The 15155-nt window shown below is 68.2% G+C and carries 12 protein-coding genes; 7 read left to right on the plus strand and 5 right to left on the minus strand.

Features of this window, described 5'->3' with window-relative positions:
- Together NI2_RS28815 and NI2_RS28820 are read left to right on the plus strand one after the other, a co-directional pair.
- Window positions 1-2573, plus strand: a 2573-nt coding sequence (locus NI2_RS28815; RefSeq protein ID WP_067497287.1) for a transglycosylase domain-containing protein, incomplete at its 5' end; no start/stop codon positions are given.
- Window positions 2574-2663: 90 nt separating this feature from the next.
- Window positions 2664-4361 (plus strand): glycosyltransferase family 87 protein, encoded by a 1698-nt coding sequence (locus NI2_RS28820; RefSeq protein ID WP_067497289.1) that lies wholly within the window; start codon window positions 2664-2666, stop codon window positions 4359-4361.
- A gap of 6 nt (window positions 4362-4367) precedes the next feature.
- On the opposite strand, the gene NI2_RS28825 is transcribed toward NI2_RS28820, so the two are convergent.
- The gene (locus tag NI2_RS28825) at window positions 4368-6122 is read right to left on the minus strand and encodes a TerD family protein (RefSeq protein WP_067497212.1); all 1755 of its coding nucleotides are present in this window, start codon (window positions 6120-6122) and stop codon (window positions 4368-4370) included.
- A 30-nt stretch (window positions 6123-6152) separates the two neighbouring features.
- Entirely contained in the window at window positions 6153-7499 is a 1347-nt protein-coding gene (locus NI2_RS28830) for a TerD family protein (protein ID WP_067497214.1), read from the minus strand.
- Window positions 7500-7636: 137 nt separating this feature from the next.
- Between NI2_RS28830 and NI2_RS28835 the strand changes: the two genes are divergently transcribed.
- From NI2_RS28835 to NI2_RS28855, 5 genes are read left to right on the plus strand one after another with little or no spacing between them, the layout of a single operon-like run.
- Window positions 7637-8260 carry an AIM24 family protein gene (locus NI2_RS28835; protein WP_067497217.1) on the plus strand — a complete coding sequence of 208 codons (624 nt, stop codon included), beginning with the start codon at window positions 7637-7639 and terminating at the stop codon, window positions 8258-8260.
- An 11-nt stretch (window positions 8261-8271) separates the two neighbouring features.
- Window positions 8272-8970, plus strand: a complete 699-nt coding sequence (locus NI2_RS28840) for an AIM24 family protein (protein ID WP_067497218.1) — start codon at window positions 8272-8274, stop codon at window positions 8968-8970.
- Between the two features lie 3 nt (window positions 8971-8973).
- The gene (locus tag NI2_RS28845; RefSeq protein WP_067497219.1) at window positions 8974-9735 is read left to right on the plus strand and encodes an AIM24 family protein; all 762 of its coding nucleotides are present in this window, start codon (window positions 8974-8976) and stop codon (window positions 9733-9735) included.
- A gap of 58 nt (window positions 9736-9793) precedes the next feature.
- Window positions 9794-10057 (plus strand): type II toxin-antitoxin system Phd/YefM family antitoxin, encoded by a 264-nt coding sequence (locus NI2_RS28850; protein ID WP_067497221.1) that lies wholly within the window; start codon window positions 9794-9796, stop codon window positions 10055-10057.
- On the plus strand, window positions 10042-10440 hold the full coding sequence (locus NI2_RS28855; protein ID WP_067497223.1) for a PIN domain-containing protein: 399 nt from the start codon (window positions 10042-10044) through the stop codon (window positions 10438-10440). The genes NI2_RS28850 and NI2_RS28855 overlap by 16 nt, the downstream gene beginning before the upstream one ends.
- Before the next feature lie 5 nt (window positions 10441-10445).
- Here the strand turns inward: NI2_RS28855 and NI2_RS28860 are convergent, their stop codons facing one another.
- From NI2_RS28860 to NI2_RS28870, 3 genes are read right to left on the minus strand one after another with little or no spacing between them, the layout of a single operon-like run.
- Window positions 10446-11273, minus strand: a complete 828-nt coding sequence (locus tag NI2_RS28860) for an HAD family hydrolase (RefSeq protein WP_067497225.1) — start codon at window positions 11271-11273, stop codon at window positions 10446-10448.
- Window positions 11270-13912, minus strand: coding sequence for a phosphoribosyltransferase (locus tag NI2_RS28865; protein WP_243749789.1), 2643 nt, complete (start codon window positions 13910-13912; stop codon window positions 11270-11272). Before NI2_RS28865 ends, NI2_RS28860 begins: the two co-directional genes overlap by 4 nt.
- Window positions 13909-15120, minus strand: coding sequence for an HpcH/HpaI aldolase/citrate lyase family protein (locus tag NI2_RS28870; RefSeq protein ID WP_174550367.1), 1212 nt, complete (start codon window positions 15118-15120; stop codon window positions 13909-13911). The genes NI2_RS28865 and NI2_RS28870 overlap by 4 nt, the downstream gene beginning before the upstream one ends.
- Window positions 15121-15155: the final 35 nt, after the last annotated feature.

Genomic DNA, 15155 nt, shown 5'->3' on the forward strand with positions numbered 1-15155 from the left:
CGCCGCAGCGTCCCGGCGCGCCGCAGGAGCGTCCCGGTGCGCCGCAGGGCAGGCCCGCCCCGGGTCGCCCGGCCGCGCCCGCCGCAGGAGCTGCCGGCGCCACTCAGAAACTTCCCCGTCCCGGTGTCGACGAGTCGACGGTGCGGGCGAGTCATCCGTCACGGACCGTGCGCGAGGAGGCGGGTCGTCCGCGTACCGGTGGCACGCCCGTCGCCGCGCGGCCCGGCGCGGGTCGTCGCCCGGGCGGACCGACCACCGGTGAACGCCGCGCCACCGGAACCGGCGGCACACCGCCGCCGGTCGGGCCACGCAATCGCCGCGATGGTGGCGGGGGCGACGACGGCTCGGGTAGGGATGGTTCGGTGACCAAGAAATCGCCGTGGCGTGCCGTGCGCCGGACAATGTATGTCCTGATGGCCTTGGCCATCGTCGTGCCTAGTGCCGTTTTCCTCGTCGCCTACACCACCGTCTCTGTGCCCAAGCCGGAGGATCTGGAGACCAATCAGGTCGCCATGATCTACGCCTCCGACGGCACGAGCGTGATCAGCAAGGTGGTTCCGCCGCAGGGCAACCGCACCGAGGTCTCCATCGACCAGATCCCGCCGCATGTGCGCAATGCCGTGATCGCCGCCGAGGACCGCGACTTCTACACCAACCCGGGCTTCTCGGTGTCGGGCTTCGCCCGTGCCGCCCGCGACAACATCCTCGGCAAGGAAAGCGCCGGTGGTGGTTCGACCATCACCCAGCAGTACGTGAAGAACGCGCTGGTCGGTGACGAGCGCTCGATGACCCGAAAGATGCACGAGCTGGTGATCTCGGCCAAGATGGCCCGCCAGTGGAGCAAGGAGGAGATCCTTGCCGCCTACCTGAACACCATCTACTTCGGTCGTGGCGCGTACGGCATCGACGCCGCCGCCAAGGCCTACTTCGGCAAGCCGGTGCAGGAGCTGTCCGTGTCCGAGGGCGCCGTCCTCGCCGCGACCATCCAGCTGCCCTCGCTGCTGGACCCGGAGAAGAACCCCACCGGCGCGAAGTCGCGCTGGAACTACGTGCTCGACGGCATGGTCTCCGGCGGCAACCTGTCGGCGGCCGAACGTCAGTCGATGCAGTATCCGGCCGTGGTGCCCATCGCATCGCTCGGCGAGAACAGCCTGGACTCCGGGCCCGAGGGGCACGTGAAGAACCGGGTGCTCGAGGAGCTTTCGGCCGCGGGGATCAGCGAGCAGCAGCTCAACACCGAGGGCCTGCAGATCACCACGACCATCGACCCGAAGGCGCAGGAAGCCGCGGTGAACGCCGCGCGCAACAAGCTCGACGGCGAACCCGAGAATCTGCGCACCGCGGTGGTGTCCATCGACCCGCGCACCGGTGCTGTCCGCGCCTACTACGGCGGTGAGGACGGTCAGGGCTACGACTTCGCCAACGCGGGTCTGCCGACCGGTTCGTCGTTCAAGGTGATCGGTCTCGCCGCCAACCTCGAGCAGGGCATTCCGCTGTCGCAGATGTACGACAGCTCGCCGCTGAAGGTCAACGGCATCGAGATCAACAATGTCGAAGGCCAGTCGTGCGGTATGTGCACGATCGCCGAGTCGCTGAAGCGTTCGCTGAACACCAGCTTCTACCGGATGCAGCTCGACATGCAGAACGGTCCGCAGAAGATCGCCGACATGGGTCACAAGCTCGGCATCGCCAAGGAACTGCCGGGCGTGGGCCCCACGCTCACCGAACCCGACGGCGCGGGCCCCAACAACGGCATCATCCTCGGCCAGTACCAGTCACGTCCGCTCGACATGGCCTCGGCCTACGCCACGCTGGCCGCCTCCGGCATGTACCACGCGCCGCATTTCGTGCAGCGCGTCGTCACCGCCGACGGGCAGGTGCTGCTCGATCGCGGCGAACCGGCCGGTGAGCAGCGGGTGAGCGCGGCCGTCGCCGACAATGTCACCGCGGCGATGAAGCCGATCGCGGCCTACTCTAACAACCACAACCTGGCCGGTGGCCGGGAATCGGCCGCCAAGACCGGTACCCACCAGCTCGGCGACACCGGCAACAACCGCGACGCCTGGATGGTCGGCTACACGCCGTCGCTGTCGACCGCGGTGTGGGTCGGTACCGAACAGGGTGACCCGCTGAAGAACTACGGCGGTTCGCACATCTACGGTTCCGGCCTGCCGTCCGACATCTGGAAGGCCACGATGGACGGCGCCCTGGCGGGCACCCCCACCGAGACGTTCCCCAAGCCCGCCGCGATCAAGGGCCAAGCCGGTGTGCCGGAATGGTCGGCGCCCTACACGGCGCCGGAGACCACCGCGCCGACCGTCGCGCCGCCGGTGATCGTGCCGTCGCAGGTGGAGATCCTGCCCGGCATCCGCATCCCCGTGCCCGGTGTGCAGCAGCCCGCCGTGCAGGCGCCGCAGCAGGCCGAGCCGACCACCGGCCCGCTGCCCGGTCAGCCGACCGCGACGCCGGGTGAGTCGCCCGGCAACGGCAACGGCAACGGCAGGCCTGGTGGTGGCGGCAACGACGACGAGGAGAGCGGCGGCGCGGGAGCCACACCGACGCGTTCCCGATAGCCACCGGTAGCCTCGGATGTCGTGACCGATCAGCAACTCGCGGACCAGCCGGCGCCGAACGACACCTGGCCCGGCCGCGAGCCGCGGTACGTGTCGCCCGCGCCACTGGCACCGGACCTGCGTTCGATCGACGCGCGAGACCGCCCGAGCCGCAACGATTCCCTCACCTCGCAACTGTCGACGGTGATCGGCGGCCCGGTCGGCGCGCACGCGCTGATCGGGCGGGTCCGGTTCTGGACGCCGCTGCGGGTGCTGTTCGCCTTCACCGTCGTCTTCCTCGCGCTGGGCTGGGCGACGAAGGCGGGCTGTATCCAGCAGACCGACGACGGCGCGGGCGGGCTGATGCTCGACTGGAACAACGGCCGCCAGTACACGGCCATGTGCTACTCCGACACGGTGCCGCTCTACGGTGCCGAGCGGCTCAACGAGGGCGCGTTCCCGTACAAGAAGTACTGGATCGAGTCGACACCCGACGGCGGCACCGAGGTCAGATACATGGAGTACCCGGTGCTTTCGGGGCTCTACCAGTACGCGGCCATGCAGATCGGCAATGTGTGGGATCACCTGCCGCTGCCCGGTGCGCTGTCGGTTGTCGTGTACTTCAATGTGGTCGCGCTCGGGTTGGCCGTTGGGTGGCTGATCACGGTGTGGGCGTCGTCGCGACTAGCCGGGCGACGGGTCTGGGATGCCGCGTTGATCGCGGTGTCGCCACTGGTGATCGTGCACATCTTCACCAATTTCGACGCTTTCGCAACGGCTTTCGCGGCGACTGGTCTGCTGGCGTGGGCGCGGCGGCGGCCGGTGCTCGCCGGGGTGCTGCTCGGTCTGGGCGGTGCGGCGAAGTTGTATCCGCTGCTGTTGCTCGGACCGATCATCGTGCTGTGTCTGCGCACCGATCCGATGCAACGTCTGCCCGCCGCCCAGGTCGGCGTGCGATTACGCGATATCGACAGCCTCGCCGCGGCGCGCGCCTGGCTGCGAGCAACCCCCACGCGGACACAGGTTTTCGCGCAGCGTCCGCTCGGTTCGGCCACGCTCGCCGTGGCGGCGGCCCTCGGTACGTGGGGTGCGGTGAACCTGCCGATCGCGGTGCTGTTCCCGAACGGGTGGCGAGAGTTCTTCCGCCTCAACACCACCCGTCACGCCGACCCCGACTCCATCTACAACGTGATCGCCTCGTTCACCGGCTGGGAGGGTTTCGACGGTCCGCTGTCGCACGGTGAGCCCCCGACCATCCTGAACACGGTCTCGCTCCTGCTGTTCGTCCTGGCCTGCGCGGGCATCGCCTACCTGGCACTCACCGCGAACCGCCGTCCCCGCCTCGCCCAACTGTGCTTCCTGGTGGTCGCCGCGTTCCTGCTCACCAACAAGGTGTGGAGCCCGCAGTACTCCCTGTGGTTGGTCCCCCTCGCCGTCCTCGCGCTCCCCCACCGCCGAATCCTGTTGGCCTGGATGACAATCGACGCCCTGGTCTGGGTGCCGCGCATGTTCTATTACCTCGGCGAGGACAACAAGGGCCTCCCCGAACAATGGTTCACCGCCACGGTGGTGCTGCGCGACCTGGCTGTCGTCGGCCTGTGCGCCATGATCATCTACCAAATCCTGCGCCCCGAAGCCGACCTGGTCCGCCGCGACCACGTAGACGACCCCGCAGGCGGCATCCTCGACCGCTCCCCGGACCCACTCCTCCCCTGGCTCCCCCACTTCCTTCAACCACGGAGGAGTTGGACCGACCCCGCGCATCCGGACGCCGTCCGAGTAGACGCGGGACCGTCCCGCGTCTACTGAGCGGTCCTACATCCGCAGGTAGCGGGCCTGGAGTTCGGGTTCGAGGGGGAGCATGTCGAGGTCTAGTTCCCAGGCGTTGCCGGTCCAGGGGTCGAAGAGGGGGGTGCCGGGGAGGGTGGGGAGGTGGCGGCAGGATTGGGAGAGGAGGGTGGCGGGGGCGTCGGCGGCGTCGGGGGTGGCGGTGCCGACGATGAGAAGGGAGAGGCCGATGAGGTCGCCGCGGACCATGAGCTGGCCGAGGCGGACTACGTCGGCGGCTTGGTAGCCGTGGGGGAAGTCGGCCGCTACCAGAATGCGGTGGTCCTTCGGGGGCGCCGCTTCGCCTGCGTGGTAGGCGATTTCGGCCAGTTCGGCGGCGTTGGCCAGTTCGGCCAGGCGCGGGGAGATGTCGAGGTGGTCGGCGATCACCGGACCCGCGAGCAACGGGGACAGGGGTGTGGCGAGGCCGCGTAGGCCACCGGTGAGGTCGATCAGGTCGATGCGGGTGGGCCGGTCGGGGATGGCGGCGACGAGGCGGGCCAGCAGGGCGCCGACCACGCGGGAGGCGGCCGCGCTGGACTCCGTGTCGACCCACAGCGGCCGATTCAGCGGCACCGGAACGCAATACGGGATACGCAGGTCGCCGCGATCGGGTGCGTAGAGCTCGCCGAGACGGATGCCATCGCTGGCGGCGGCGCGGGTGGTCCACGCGGGGGCCAGCCAGGAGGCCAGGGCCGCGGGCATCACGGAGTCGGCTTCGGCGATCTCGCGGGCGAGCATGTCGCTGTCGCGGCGGTGGTCGGCATCGGCGCGACCGACCAGCTCGTCGTGACGGCGTTGCGCGGCGTGGCGGGCGGCGTCGGCGGCGGGGGTGTTTCGCGTTGCCGGATTCGAAACCGCTTCCGACAGTTCCTGATCCAGGCGCTTGGCGGCGTAGTCGCGCGCCGAGACGAGGGCTGCGGCGGAGCGTGCGGCGTCCTCGAAGATCATCCACATGCGCTGTAGGCCGTGGTCGACTTCGAGGGGGATGCCGGGGGCGGGCGTCGGTTGGGCGAGCGATTCGGTCGAGGCAGCTGCATGGCCCGAAGCTGGTCCCGCCGACGCGCCTGCTCCATGAACCGGCGCCACGGGCACCGTCCCATCCGGAACGTGACCGCCCTGCGCAGCACCGCCAGGCACACCGCCGAAGGCAGCACCGCCAGGTACGCCACCGTGGGCACTACCGCTGAACGAATCGCCCTGCGCGCCCGACCCGAAACCACCGGGCGCCGACGGCACGCCATCTACCACGTTGTGTCCGAAAGATGCGGTACCCGAAGCACTTTGGCCGGAAACACCATGCGTGCTCAACAACTGAGCCACACCACCGGCGTAACCCTGGCCGAGCGCACGCAACTTCCAGCCCGACCCCCGCCGATACACTTCGAGACAGATCAGCGAACTCTCTCCCGCCGTCGGCGAGATGACGAATTCCGCTGCGGGAACGCCGTTCTCGGCGAAGGACGCGGTCACCGGCCCGAGTACGTGCCCGGCGGCGACGAACAGCAGCACGGCGTGCGCGTCCGAACGCACCTGGGACAGGGTCAGTTCCACCGAACTGCCACCGAATCGCACACCGGGAGCCGAGGGACGCGACGCGCACACATGATCGTGTTCGTCGCGCACCCGCAGGTCCTCGCCGACCACGAGCGCGCCGAGTTCGACGGTGCCCGTGGTCTGCGCGGTGAAACGCACGGAGTCGGCGGTCAGTGCGGTGTTCTGCCCTGCCTTCAGGTGAATCACGGTGTTTGCCTTGCTGTGTGGTGCGGAAGGTCAGTCGCGGCCGAGGAAACGGCCGAGCTGCGGGACGGCCTCGCCGGGGTGCTTGGCCTGGAAACCCTCGCCGAGCGCCTGCATCTTCCAGTCACCACCGGAGCGGTACACCTTCGCCATCGCCATCGCGGTGAACGGCATGCCGCCCGCGAGGGTGTAGCGGGCGAGTTCGCCGTTGGTCGTGCCGTCGATCAGGCGGCAGAACGCGTTCTGCACCTGTTCGAAGGTGTGCCCCTTGTAGGAGGTGACGATGAACAGCAACGTGGAGATGTGGGCGGGGATGCGGGTGAGGTCGACGAGGATCATCTCGTCGTCGCCTTCGCCCTCACCGGTGAGGTTGTCGCCCTGATGGCGGACCGAGCCGTCCTTGGACGAGAGCTGACCGTAGTAGGCCACGTCGACCAGGTTCTGGTCGGCGAACAGGCACACCGAGGCGTCGAGGTCGATGTCGACGGTGCGGTTGCCGAACATGCCACGGGTGCGCACCGGGTCCCAGCCCAGACCCATCTTCACGAAGGTGAGCGCGGCGCCTTCCTTGCGCAGGGTGACCCGCTGACCCTTCTGCAGGCTGACCGGCCGGTCCTTGCTCAGGCTGATCTCCCCGGTCGGCTGCGGCGGCGCGGCAGGCGAGGCGGCGGGCGGGTAACCCCCACCGGGCGGCGGCGGGTAACCACCCTGCTGCGGCGGCGGATAGCCACCGCCCACGGGGGGCTGCTGCGGCGGCGCGGGAGGCGGGTAACCCCCACCGGGCGGCGCGTAGGCGGGCGCGGGCTGCTGGTAACTCGGCGCCGGGGGCGGCGGCGGTGCGGCCTGCTGCGGTGCGGCGGCGGGCTGCGCGGGCGAATCATCCACCTGCACACCGTGATCGGTGACCAGCGCGGCGAAGCCACCGGCGTACCCCTGGCCGACGGCGCGCACCTTCCAGCCACCTTGACGGCGGTACAGCTCCAACGCGATCACGATCGACTCGGCGTTGAGACCCTCGATGAGGTACGAGTACAGCTGGTTGCCCGCGGCGTCGGAGATGATCGCGGTCGGCGGGGCGAAACGACCGAAATTGCTGGTCGCGTCGTCGAGGGTGATGACCGCGCGGATCTGGTCGATCTCGGCGGGCACGGCGGGCAGCGACACCGCGAGCGAGGCGGGCTGACCGGCCGGACCGGGTCGCAGGTCCACACCCGGACCGCTCGGCTGGTTGTAGAACACGAAATCGGCGTCGGTGCGGACCTTGCCCTGCTCGGTGACGAGCAGCGCGGACAGATCGGCCGGTGCCGTGAGCTGGAGTGAGATCACCACGTCACTGACGGCCAGTGGACCGTTCTGGCCTTTGGCGAGTGTTGCAGACAAGTTCGACCCTTCGCTTGTCGGTGCGGTCTTGTTGTCACTGTACGAGAAACCGGGCCCGGGCGTTCAGCCTCCCGATCGGTTAGGGTGACGTCGCTGTCGGAACGGGGCGTCGCACCCGCCTTACAAAGGGGCCAGGAATGGCGCAGTTGTTCGAACAATCGAAGAAAGTGATCGAGGCACATCTCGCGGGGACCAGTATCCGCGCGATCGCGGGCTCGATGGTTGCCTACGAGGGCAATGTGCAGTTCAAATCGGCCGGCTTCGGCGGCGGCGAGGGCGTGCTCAACGGTCTCAAGCGCCGCGCCACCGGCGAGAAGCTGTCGCTGATGGAGTGCACCGGCAACGGCCGGGTGTTCTTCGCGGTCAACGGCCAGAACGTCACCGTGGTGAACCTGAACAACGACACGTTGCAGGTCGAGTCGCAGCAGTTGCTGGCCTTCGCGGGCAATCTGCGCACCGACGTGCGGTTCGCCGGTGTGGGTGGAATGTCTTCGGGCAGTGGTCTTTTCACTACAACGGTGAGCGGTCAGGGTCAGGTGGCGCTGCTGTCGGCCGGAGGGCCGCTGATCCACCTCGAGGTGTCGCCGCAGTACCCGCTGATCGTGGACCCCGACGCGTTCGTCGCGGCGCGCGGCAATCTCAACCAGTCGTTCGTCACCGACGTCTCCTGGCGCACGATGGTCGGCCAGGACGCGGGCGAGGCGTTCTCGCTGCGGTGGGACGGCCAGGGCGTTGTGCTGATCCAGCCCGCGGAACGGTAAGGGAAGCGACGATGTTCGAGAAGGTCAACAGCAAGGTCGTCAAGGTCGACGTCGCCCAGGCGGGCGGGGTGGTCGGGCGCACCGGCGCGATGCTGTTCTACACCGGCCAGGTGCAGTTTTCCCCACACCAGATTCCCGGTGCGGGTGGCGGCATGGGCGGCGGTGGTGGGCTGATGCGCATGGCGGGCGCCATGATGGCGGGCGAACACGAGCGAACGATGCTCGCGCGCGGACACGGCTCCGTTCATTACGGATTCGCCGGGCTCGAGGTGCACGTGGTGCAGATGCAGCCCGGTGCGGTGCTGCGGGTGGAGGCCTCGCGGCTGCTGGCGAACACCGCCGGGTTGCAGGCCTCGGTGGTCTCGGTGGCCAGTTCCGGTGGTGGTGGCGGTGGCGGCCTGATGGGTGCGCTGCGCGGGGCCGCCGCGGGTGTGGCGACCGGGCAGGGCATGTTCACCACGCAACTGAGCGGTCAGGGTTCGGCGGTGCTGCTGGCGCACGGCGGATTCCTGGAATTGCAAGTGGGCGGGTCGAATCCGGTGGTCGTCGACCCGCAGGCATTCGTCGCGGCGTACGGAAACGTGCAGACCGAATTGAAGGCGGCGATGAGCTGGCGCGACGCGGTGGGTCGCGGATCGGGCGAGGCGATGCAATTGCATTGCCACGGTCAGGGTGTCGTGTATGTGCAGGCCTCCGAAGAGAAGTTGTGAGTCATGAGCGAAATCCTGTCCCCCATGAATCTCGGTGCCAGCGACAATATTCCGGGAAACAGCTACGCCTATTGCATCGACCTGACCGGGCCGTGGTTCATGCGCAAGGGCGCCATGATCGCCTACTACGGGCAGATCAATTTCCAGCTGCTCACGCACGGTCTGCAGGGCCATCTCACCCACATGGTGAGCAGCCAGTTCTCGGCGCCGCTGTTCGCCGGTGAGTACGTGGTGGCCGAGGGCCACGGCAAGCTCATCATCGGCGACCGCGGCTACGACATCAATTCCTACGATCTCGAGGACGGCAACCTCACGATCCGCGGCGCCAACCTGCTCGCGTTCGAGCCGGGCCTCGCGCTGAAACAGTCGATCGTGCCCGGCTTCCTCACCCTCATCGGCACCGGCAAGTTCCTCGCCTCGTCCAACGGACCGGTGATGTTCGCCGAACCACCGCTGCGGGTGGATCCCGAAGCGCTGGTCGGCTGGGCCGACTGCCCGTCCCCGAGCCACCATTACGACCAGGGCTGGATCACCGGTTTCCTGTCGGCGGGCGCGGCCGCGATGGGCGCTACCTCCGGCGAGGAACGCCAGTTCGACTTCACCGGCGCGGGCACCGTCCTCATCCAGTCTTCCGAGAAGGTGATGAGCGACAACGCCCTGGTCCGCACCATCGAAGGTCAGTTGCAGAGCGGCGTGAGCGTGGGCGGCCTGCAACGCATCCAGGCCGTCGTCACCCAGAAACTCGCCGGTCAGCAGCAGTACTGAGCTGGACAAACCACGGTCTGTCCTGGTCGAATCACCAGTATTCAGATAATCTGAATTCATGACCACGATGTCTGCGGCCGAGGCATCTCGGAACTTCTCGGCTGTACTACGCCGCGCCGAGCACGGCGAGACCATCCGTATCGTCCGACACGGGCGGACGGTCGCGACCGTCTCGCCGCCGACGACAAGCACCGGCTCCGCGTTGCGGCGCGCGCTGGAGACCTCCGACACCACCCCTTTCGATGACGACTTCGCCGATGACATCAACGCCGCACTCGCCCTGATCACCGACGATCAGGAGGACCCATGGGGCGGCAACTGATCCTCGACACCGGCCTCCTCATCGCCTACGAGCGCGGGACGATCGATCGTCGAGTCTTCGACGACGACGAACTGGCGATCGCAGCGGTGACAGTCGCCGAATTCCGGGTCGGTATCGAGTTGGCAGACACAGCCGAACGAGCAGCCCAGCGATCCCGTCGGCTCTCTGTTCTCCTTGCCGATCTCGACATCCTCGAATACACAGAACAAACAGCCACCCGGCACGCGCAACTGCTCGCGCATGTACGCCGGACCGGAAGGCCGAGGGGCGCACACGATCTGATCATCGCAGCGCATGCGGCGGAATCCGGCCGGACTGTCGTATCCCTCGATGTGAAGGCCAAATTCGGTGACCTTCCGGGCGTTGCCGCGGTGAGCGCGTAGGAAGGTCAGACCGGATCCGCGACGGGGAGGGCGGCGTGGAACCAGTCGAGGATTTCCGCGCCGGCCAGGATGCCGGCGGTGGTGGTGACGGTGAGGTTGGGGGCGGTGTAGGCGAGTTCTTCGAGTTCGCCGTGGCGGGGGCGGATGGCGGCGTCGGCGGATTCGAGCATTCTCGCGTCGAGGGCGCCGTCGCCCGCGGCGAACAGTCGCGCGCCGTCGGGTAGTTCACCGGATTCGGTGAGGCGGCGGCGGACTTCGGCGACGGCGAGGCTTTTGCAGACCGCGTCGGGCATGGTGTAGATCTTGCGGCCCTGCTGGGAGGCCGACCAGCCGTTGGCGCGACACCAGGTGCCCCATTCGGCGAGGAAGCCCGCCGGGACCGCGTCGGGGCGGACTACCAGGTAGCAGAACAATGCGTCGGCCTCGCGATACTTCGTGACCCAGGAATCGCTGATCCGCGAACGTAACTCGGCGCCGACGGAAGCCAAGGTCGCGCCGGTCGCGTTGACCTGATCGTCGATGGACAACCGCCACGCCGGGTCGGGAATGCCGTCGACGAGGATATTGCCGCCGTTGCTCGTGATAGCGAAACGCCATGGCGCGCCGGGTAATTCGATGCGCTGGAACTGTTCGATGGTGCGGGTGGTGGTCGGGATCACCGGCGCGTTCGCGGCCAGCTCACGCAAACGGGCGATCGCGGTGGTGGTCATGTAGGACAGGGGTTCGCCCTCGTAGAACTCGACGCATTCCTTCTCGACGTTTTCCGCGCCGTGGAAGGCGTTGCGCGAGAAGATCATCGTGCGATCCAGGTCGGTGGCGAACAGGGCGGTCACTGCGATAGCTCCTTGATCAAGCCCATGCAGGAGTAGGCCAGATCCGGCACCACCTCCACCGGGACATTGCGTGCGGCGGCGAGCAGGCGGATGTGGGCGTGCTCGGGTGCGTCGGCTTCCCGCACCAGCACCCGCCACGGAACGCGACGCAGCAGCACCCGGGTGGTCTCGCCGACGCCGGGTTTCACGTAATTCACTGTGCTGATGCCGTATTCGGCGCGCACCTTCTCCACCGACGCCCAGCCCGACCAGTCGGGTGTTCGGTCGGAATCCCGGATCGCGGCGACGGCGGCGGGCACCTTGTCGCGAATGCCTTCGAAGGCGGCGGTGACGGTGTCGATCAGTTTGTTCGACACGTCGTCGGCGGCCAGATCGCGATAGAACTTGGCTCCGTGGAAGTCACGCGGACCGATCAGGTTCTCGTTCAGGACCGTGCGTGAAACAAGGCCGGAAACAGTCGAATTCAGGCAGGCCGAAGCGATGAGGAAGTCGTCACGGGTGCCGAAGGTTCGCACACAATTGGCCGGGTCGGCCAGCACGACGAGTTCGTCGTCGAACCTGGCGCCGCCCGCCGCGTGATAGGCGTCCAGGGCGGCGGTGAGTTCGTGGGTGATGGCGCCCTTGCCGGTCCAGCCGTCGACGAACACGATTGTGGACGGATCATGATGGTGGGCAAGGTAATCCAGGGCGACCGAGTCGATACCACGATCACGGACGATGGATACGGCGTAGTGCGGCGCGTCCAAAGCCGGGCGCCCGATACCGCTGGCCAACCAGCGTCGCATCAGCACACCGATCGGTGTACCGGCGCGGGCCAACGACACGAGCACGATGTTCTCGCCGCGTTCGGCGACGACCAGTTCGGCAACCGTCGCCACGGCCAGGGCGAGCCGCTCGGCACTCTCGGCGAGCACGCGGTCGAACAGTTCGCGGTAGGCGGCATCGGGCTGGTACTCCACCGGCAGCGACTCGGCGTAATGGGCTTTACCTGCCTGGATGCGTCGTTCGCGTTCGGCCACATCGGCTTCCAGGTCGACGTCGGACAGGTCCTTGAGCAGCCATGAGACATCCTCGCGCGCGTACGAGCCGAAGTCCGGGCCGTGCAGCGGAGCAGGGAAGTCGTTCGGCCCGACAGCGAGCTCACCGGTACCGCGCGACTCTCCGACCCGCTGATCAATAGTCACCAGCTCTTCCCGACCCCGGGCATCGCGCGGCGCCCCCTCGTCCGACGCTTGCGCAAGGCGAGAGGCGTGCAGCTCGCGGGGATCGGCGCCCGGGACGACGGCGACCAGAACATCGGCACCCGACGCGGTGAGCACATCGACCAGACCGCCGGGGGCGACGAGTTCGGGCGTGTCGGCGGGCGGGTCGATGACGACCAGCAGGACCGGGTTCGCGCCCTCCCACTGAGCGTTGTAGAGGTAGCGCTGGGCGGTCGGGTCGGGTTCGGGGGCGGTGAAGCGGAAACCTCGGCGCAGCGGATAGCCCGGCTCGTCGAGGACGTAAGCCGGTGAGCGGGTAGTGGTTTGGAAGCGGGCAGGGATCCCCGCGTCCGCCAGCCCGGCGGCCAGGCGCACCGGCAGGTACATGAGCTCCTCGTGGCCGAGCACGATGACCGGCCGACCGGCGAACTCGGCGTCCAAACGTGCGCGCACTTCGTCGACGACAACGTCCAGGGCGTCGTCGAAAGCCGCGGCGTCGGTGCGTAGAACACCGTGCCGACCACCCTCGGGAACAGCGACCGGCCAAGGCAATTCGATGTGGCTGTACGAACCCGGCCGAACCGATCGGGGATTGAGTCGCGGCTCGGGCAAAGCCGCCACCGCGTCGACGAGCCCGGCGGGTAGGTCGACCAGACCTGTTGCCAGGCAAACGGTGTCGATGCGTGCCCCGAGTTCGGCCGCGAACTTCTCGAACTTGTCCCGGTCGGCGGCGGTCCGCAAGTCGACCAGCGAGGCCAGCACGTACTGCGAACGCGGCGCGAATTCGTGCAAGGCGCGCACAGCGTCGATGGCCGTATCGCCGGTGGAGATCTCGTCGTCGACAAGCACCAGCGGCAGGTCGTTGGCGAAGATTCCGGCGGGCGCGGGCTGCAACTGGTGGGAGGTGGCGTGCGAGTGCCCCTCCTCGAAACCGGTGAGTGTGGTGGCCCTCGGCTCGCTCCTCCGGGTGGAATGCAGGTAGCAGCCGGCCTCGAGCCGCGCCGCCACACAGTGCCCCAAACCGGTCGCGGTCTCGGCGAATCCGAGAACAACCGCCTCTCGGTCGCCGAGCTTGTCGCGCACCAGGTCGGCCAGGCGGTTACCGGCGCCGATCACCACACGCGGGTCCGTGGGCAGATGCTTGCCGAGCACCGTGGAAACCAGCAGATGAGCGCGGCGCGGATTACGGCGCAAGCCCGGACGCACCAGTTCACCGATCGACAGCGCATCGGGCAATGCGGCGCCCGGCTCGACAGGCGCGAGCCCCGCGCCCCAGAACTCGGCCGAGACTGCTCGCCTCTGCGGCGCGGGGTCGATCGCGGTCACCGCCGACGAACCGTCCGAGGCGCCGCAGGCGGTGAAAGCCTGCCCGTGGTGCAGGCGAATTCCCAGATGCGCGGTGGCCCACGGCATGTCGGTCGTGCTCACGGCGTTCATTCCGCGATCATCGCTGTCAGCAGATCCACGAAGGACACTCCCTTGTTCGCCACCCCGAACGCGCGAGCCCGGACCAGCGTCTGGCGGGCCCAACTGCGGTGGGGGCGCATCTCGTTCATCTTGTTGCGGTATTCGGAGGCCGCCACTCCGCCGACATCGGCCTCCATGATGTGCAGCGCGTCGGCGTATTCCTCGTGCGTCACCACCGACAGCGCGTGCACGGCGGCGACGTGCGACGGGTGGATCACCGTTTTGCCCTGGATGCCGTTGGCGCGGTCGAGGGTGATCTCGCGCAGCAACCCGTCCAGGTCGCGGCTCACCAGGTACTGCCGGAACGGCACCGCGTCGGATTCCTCGAACGGGGCGGTGCGCAGCAGCGGGCGGAACATACGTTCGTGGTCGGCGAAGTACTCCCACACCGGGCCGGTGATGATGAAACCGGTGCCGTCGGCGCGGCCGAGGTAGTTGACGATGTCGGCGATCACGTCGGCGATCACCCGCACGTCGTAGATGGTGAGGTCGCGGTCGCGGCGGATGCCGAAGGTCGAGCACATGTCGGTGGCGCCGATGCGCACCGCGAGCAACCGGTCCCGATGCTCGGCGAGCAGCTCGGCGATGCGCGAGAGCTGTTCGTCGCGAGTCTGGCGATGCACGAGGTTCGCCGATTCGAGCACCGGCATGCCGTAGACGGGGCGGCCGAGGCGGTCACCGGCCGCGTCGAGCGCGGCCAGGTAGGCGGGCCCGGTGACGGCGTCGAACTTGGGGAAGACGAAACCGGTGAGCATGTCGGCACCCGGCCCGAGCCGGTCGGCCAATTCGGTGACGGTCTGCACGTCGCGCACCCGGACGAACAGCATCGGCACCGGGTCGGCGACTCCGGCGAGCAGGTCGAGGGTGGCGACCGCGTGTTCCTTCGCGGCGTCGACCTGATGGTCGGCCACGGCGTCCTCGAGGTCGATCACCATCGAGCACACTCCGCGCGCGGCGCGACGCAGGATCGTCGCGGCCAGATCGGGTCGGGTCGCGGGCACGTACAGGGTGGCGCCGAGGGCGGTGGCGAGCAGTTCGCGGTCGGCGGTTCCCGGAATCGGTTCCGGCTCCACCAGGAACAACTCACGGCTGCGCGGGCCCTGCAAATTGTGGAAGTGGCGCAGCGGCACCTGCTTTCGCAGGTTCACCTCCGGTGCGATGGCGTAGCCTGCGGTCATTCCCCCCACCTCATTCGTCGACCCGTGTCATGTCG

Source organism: Nocardia ignorata NBRC 108230 (assembly GCF_001612905.1).
GTDB classification, from domain to species: Bacteria; Actinomycetota; Actinomycetes; order Mycobacteriales; family Mycobacteriaceae; genus Nocardia; species Nocardia ignorata.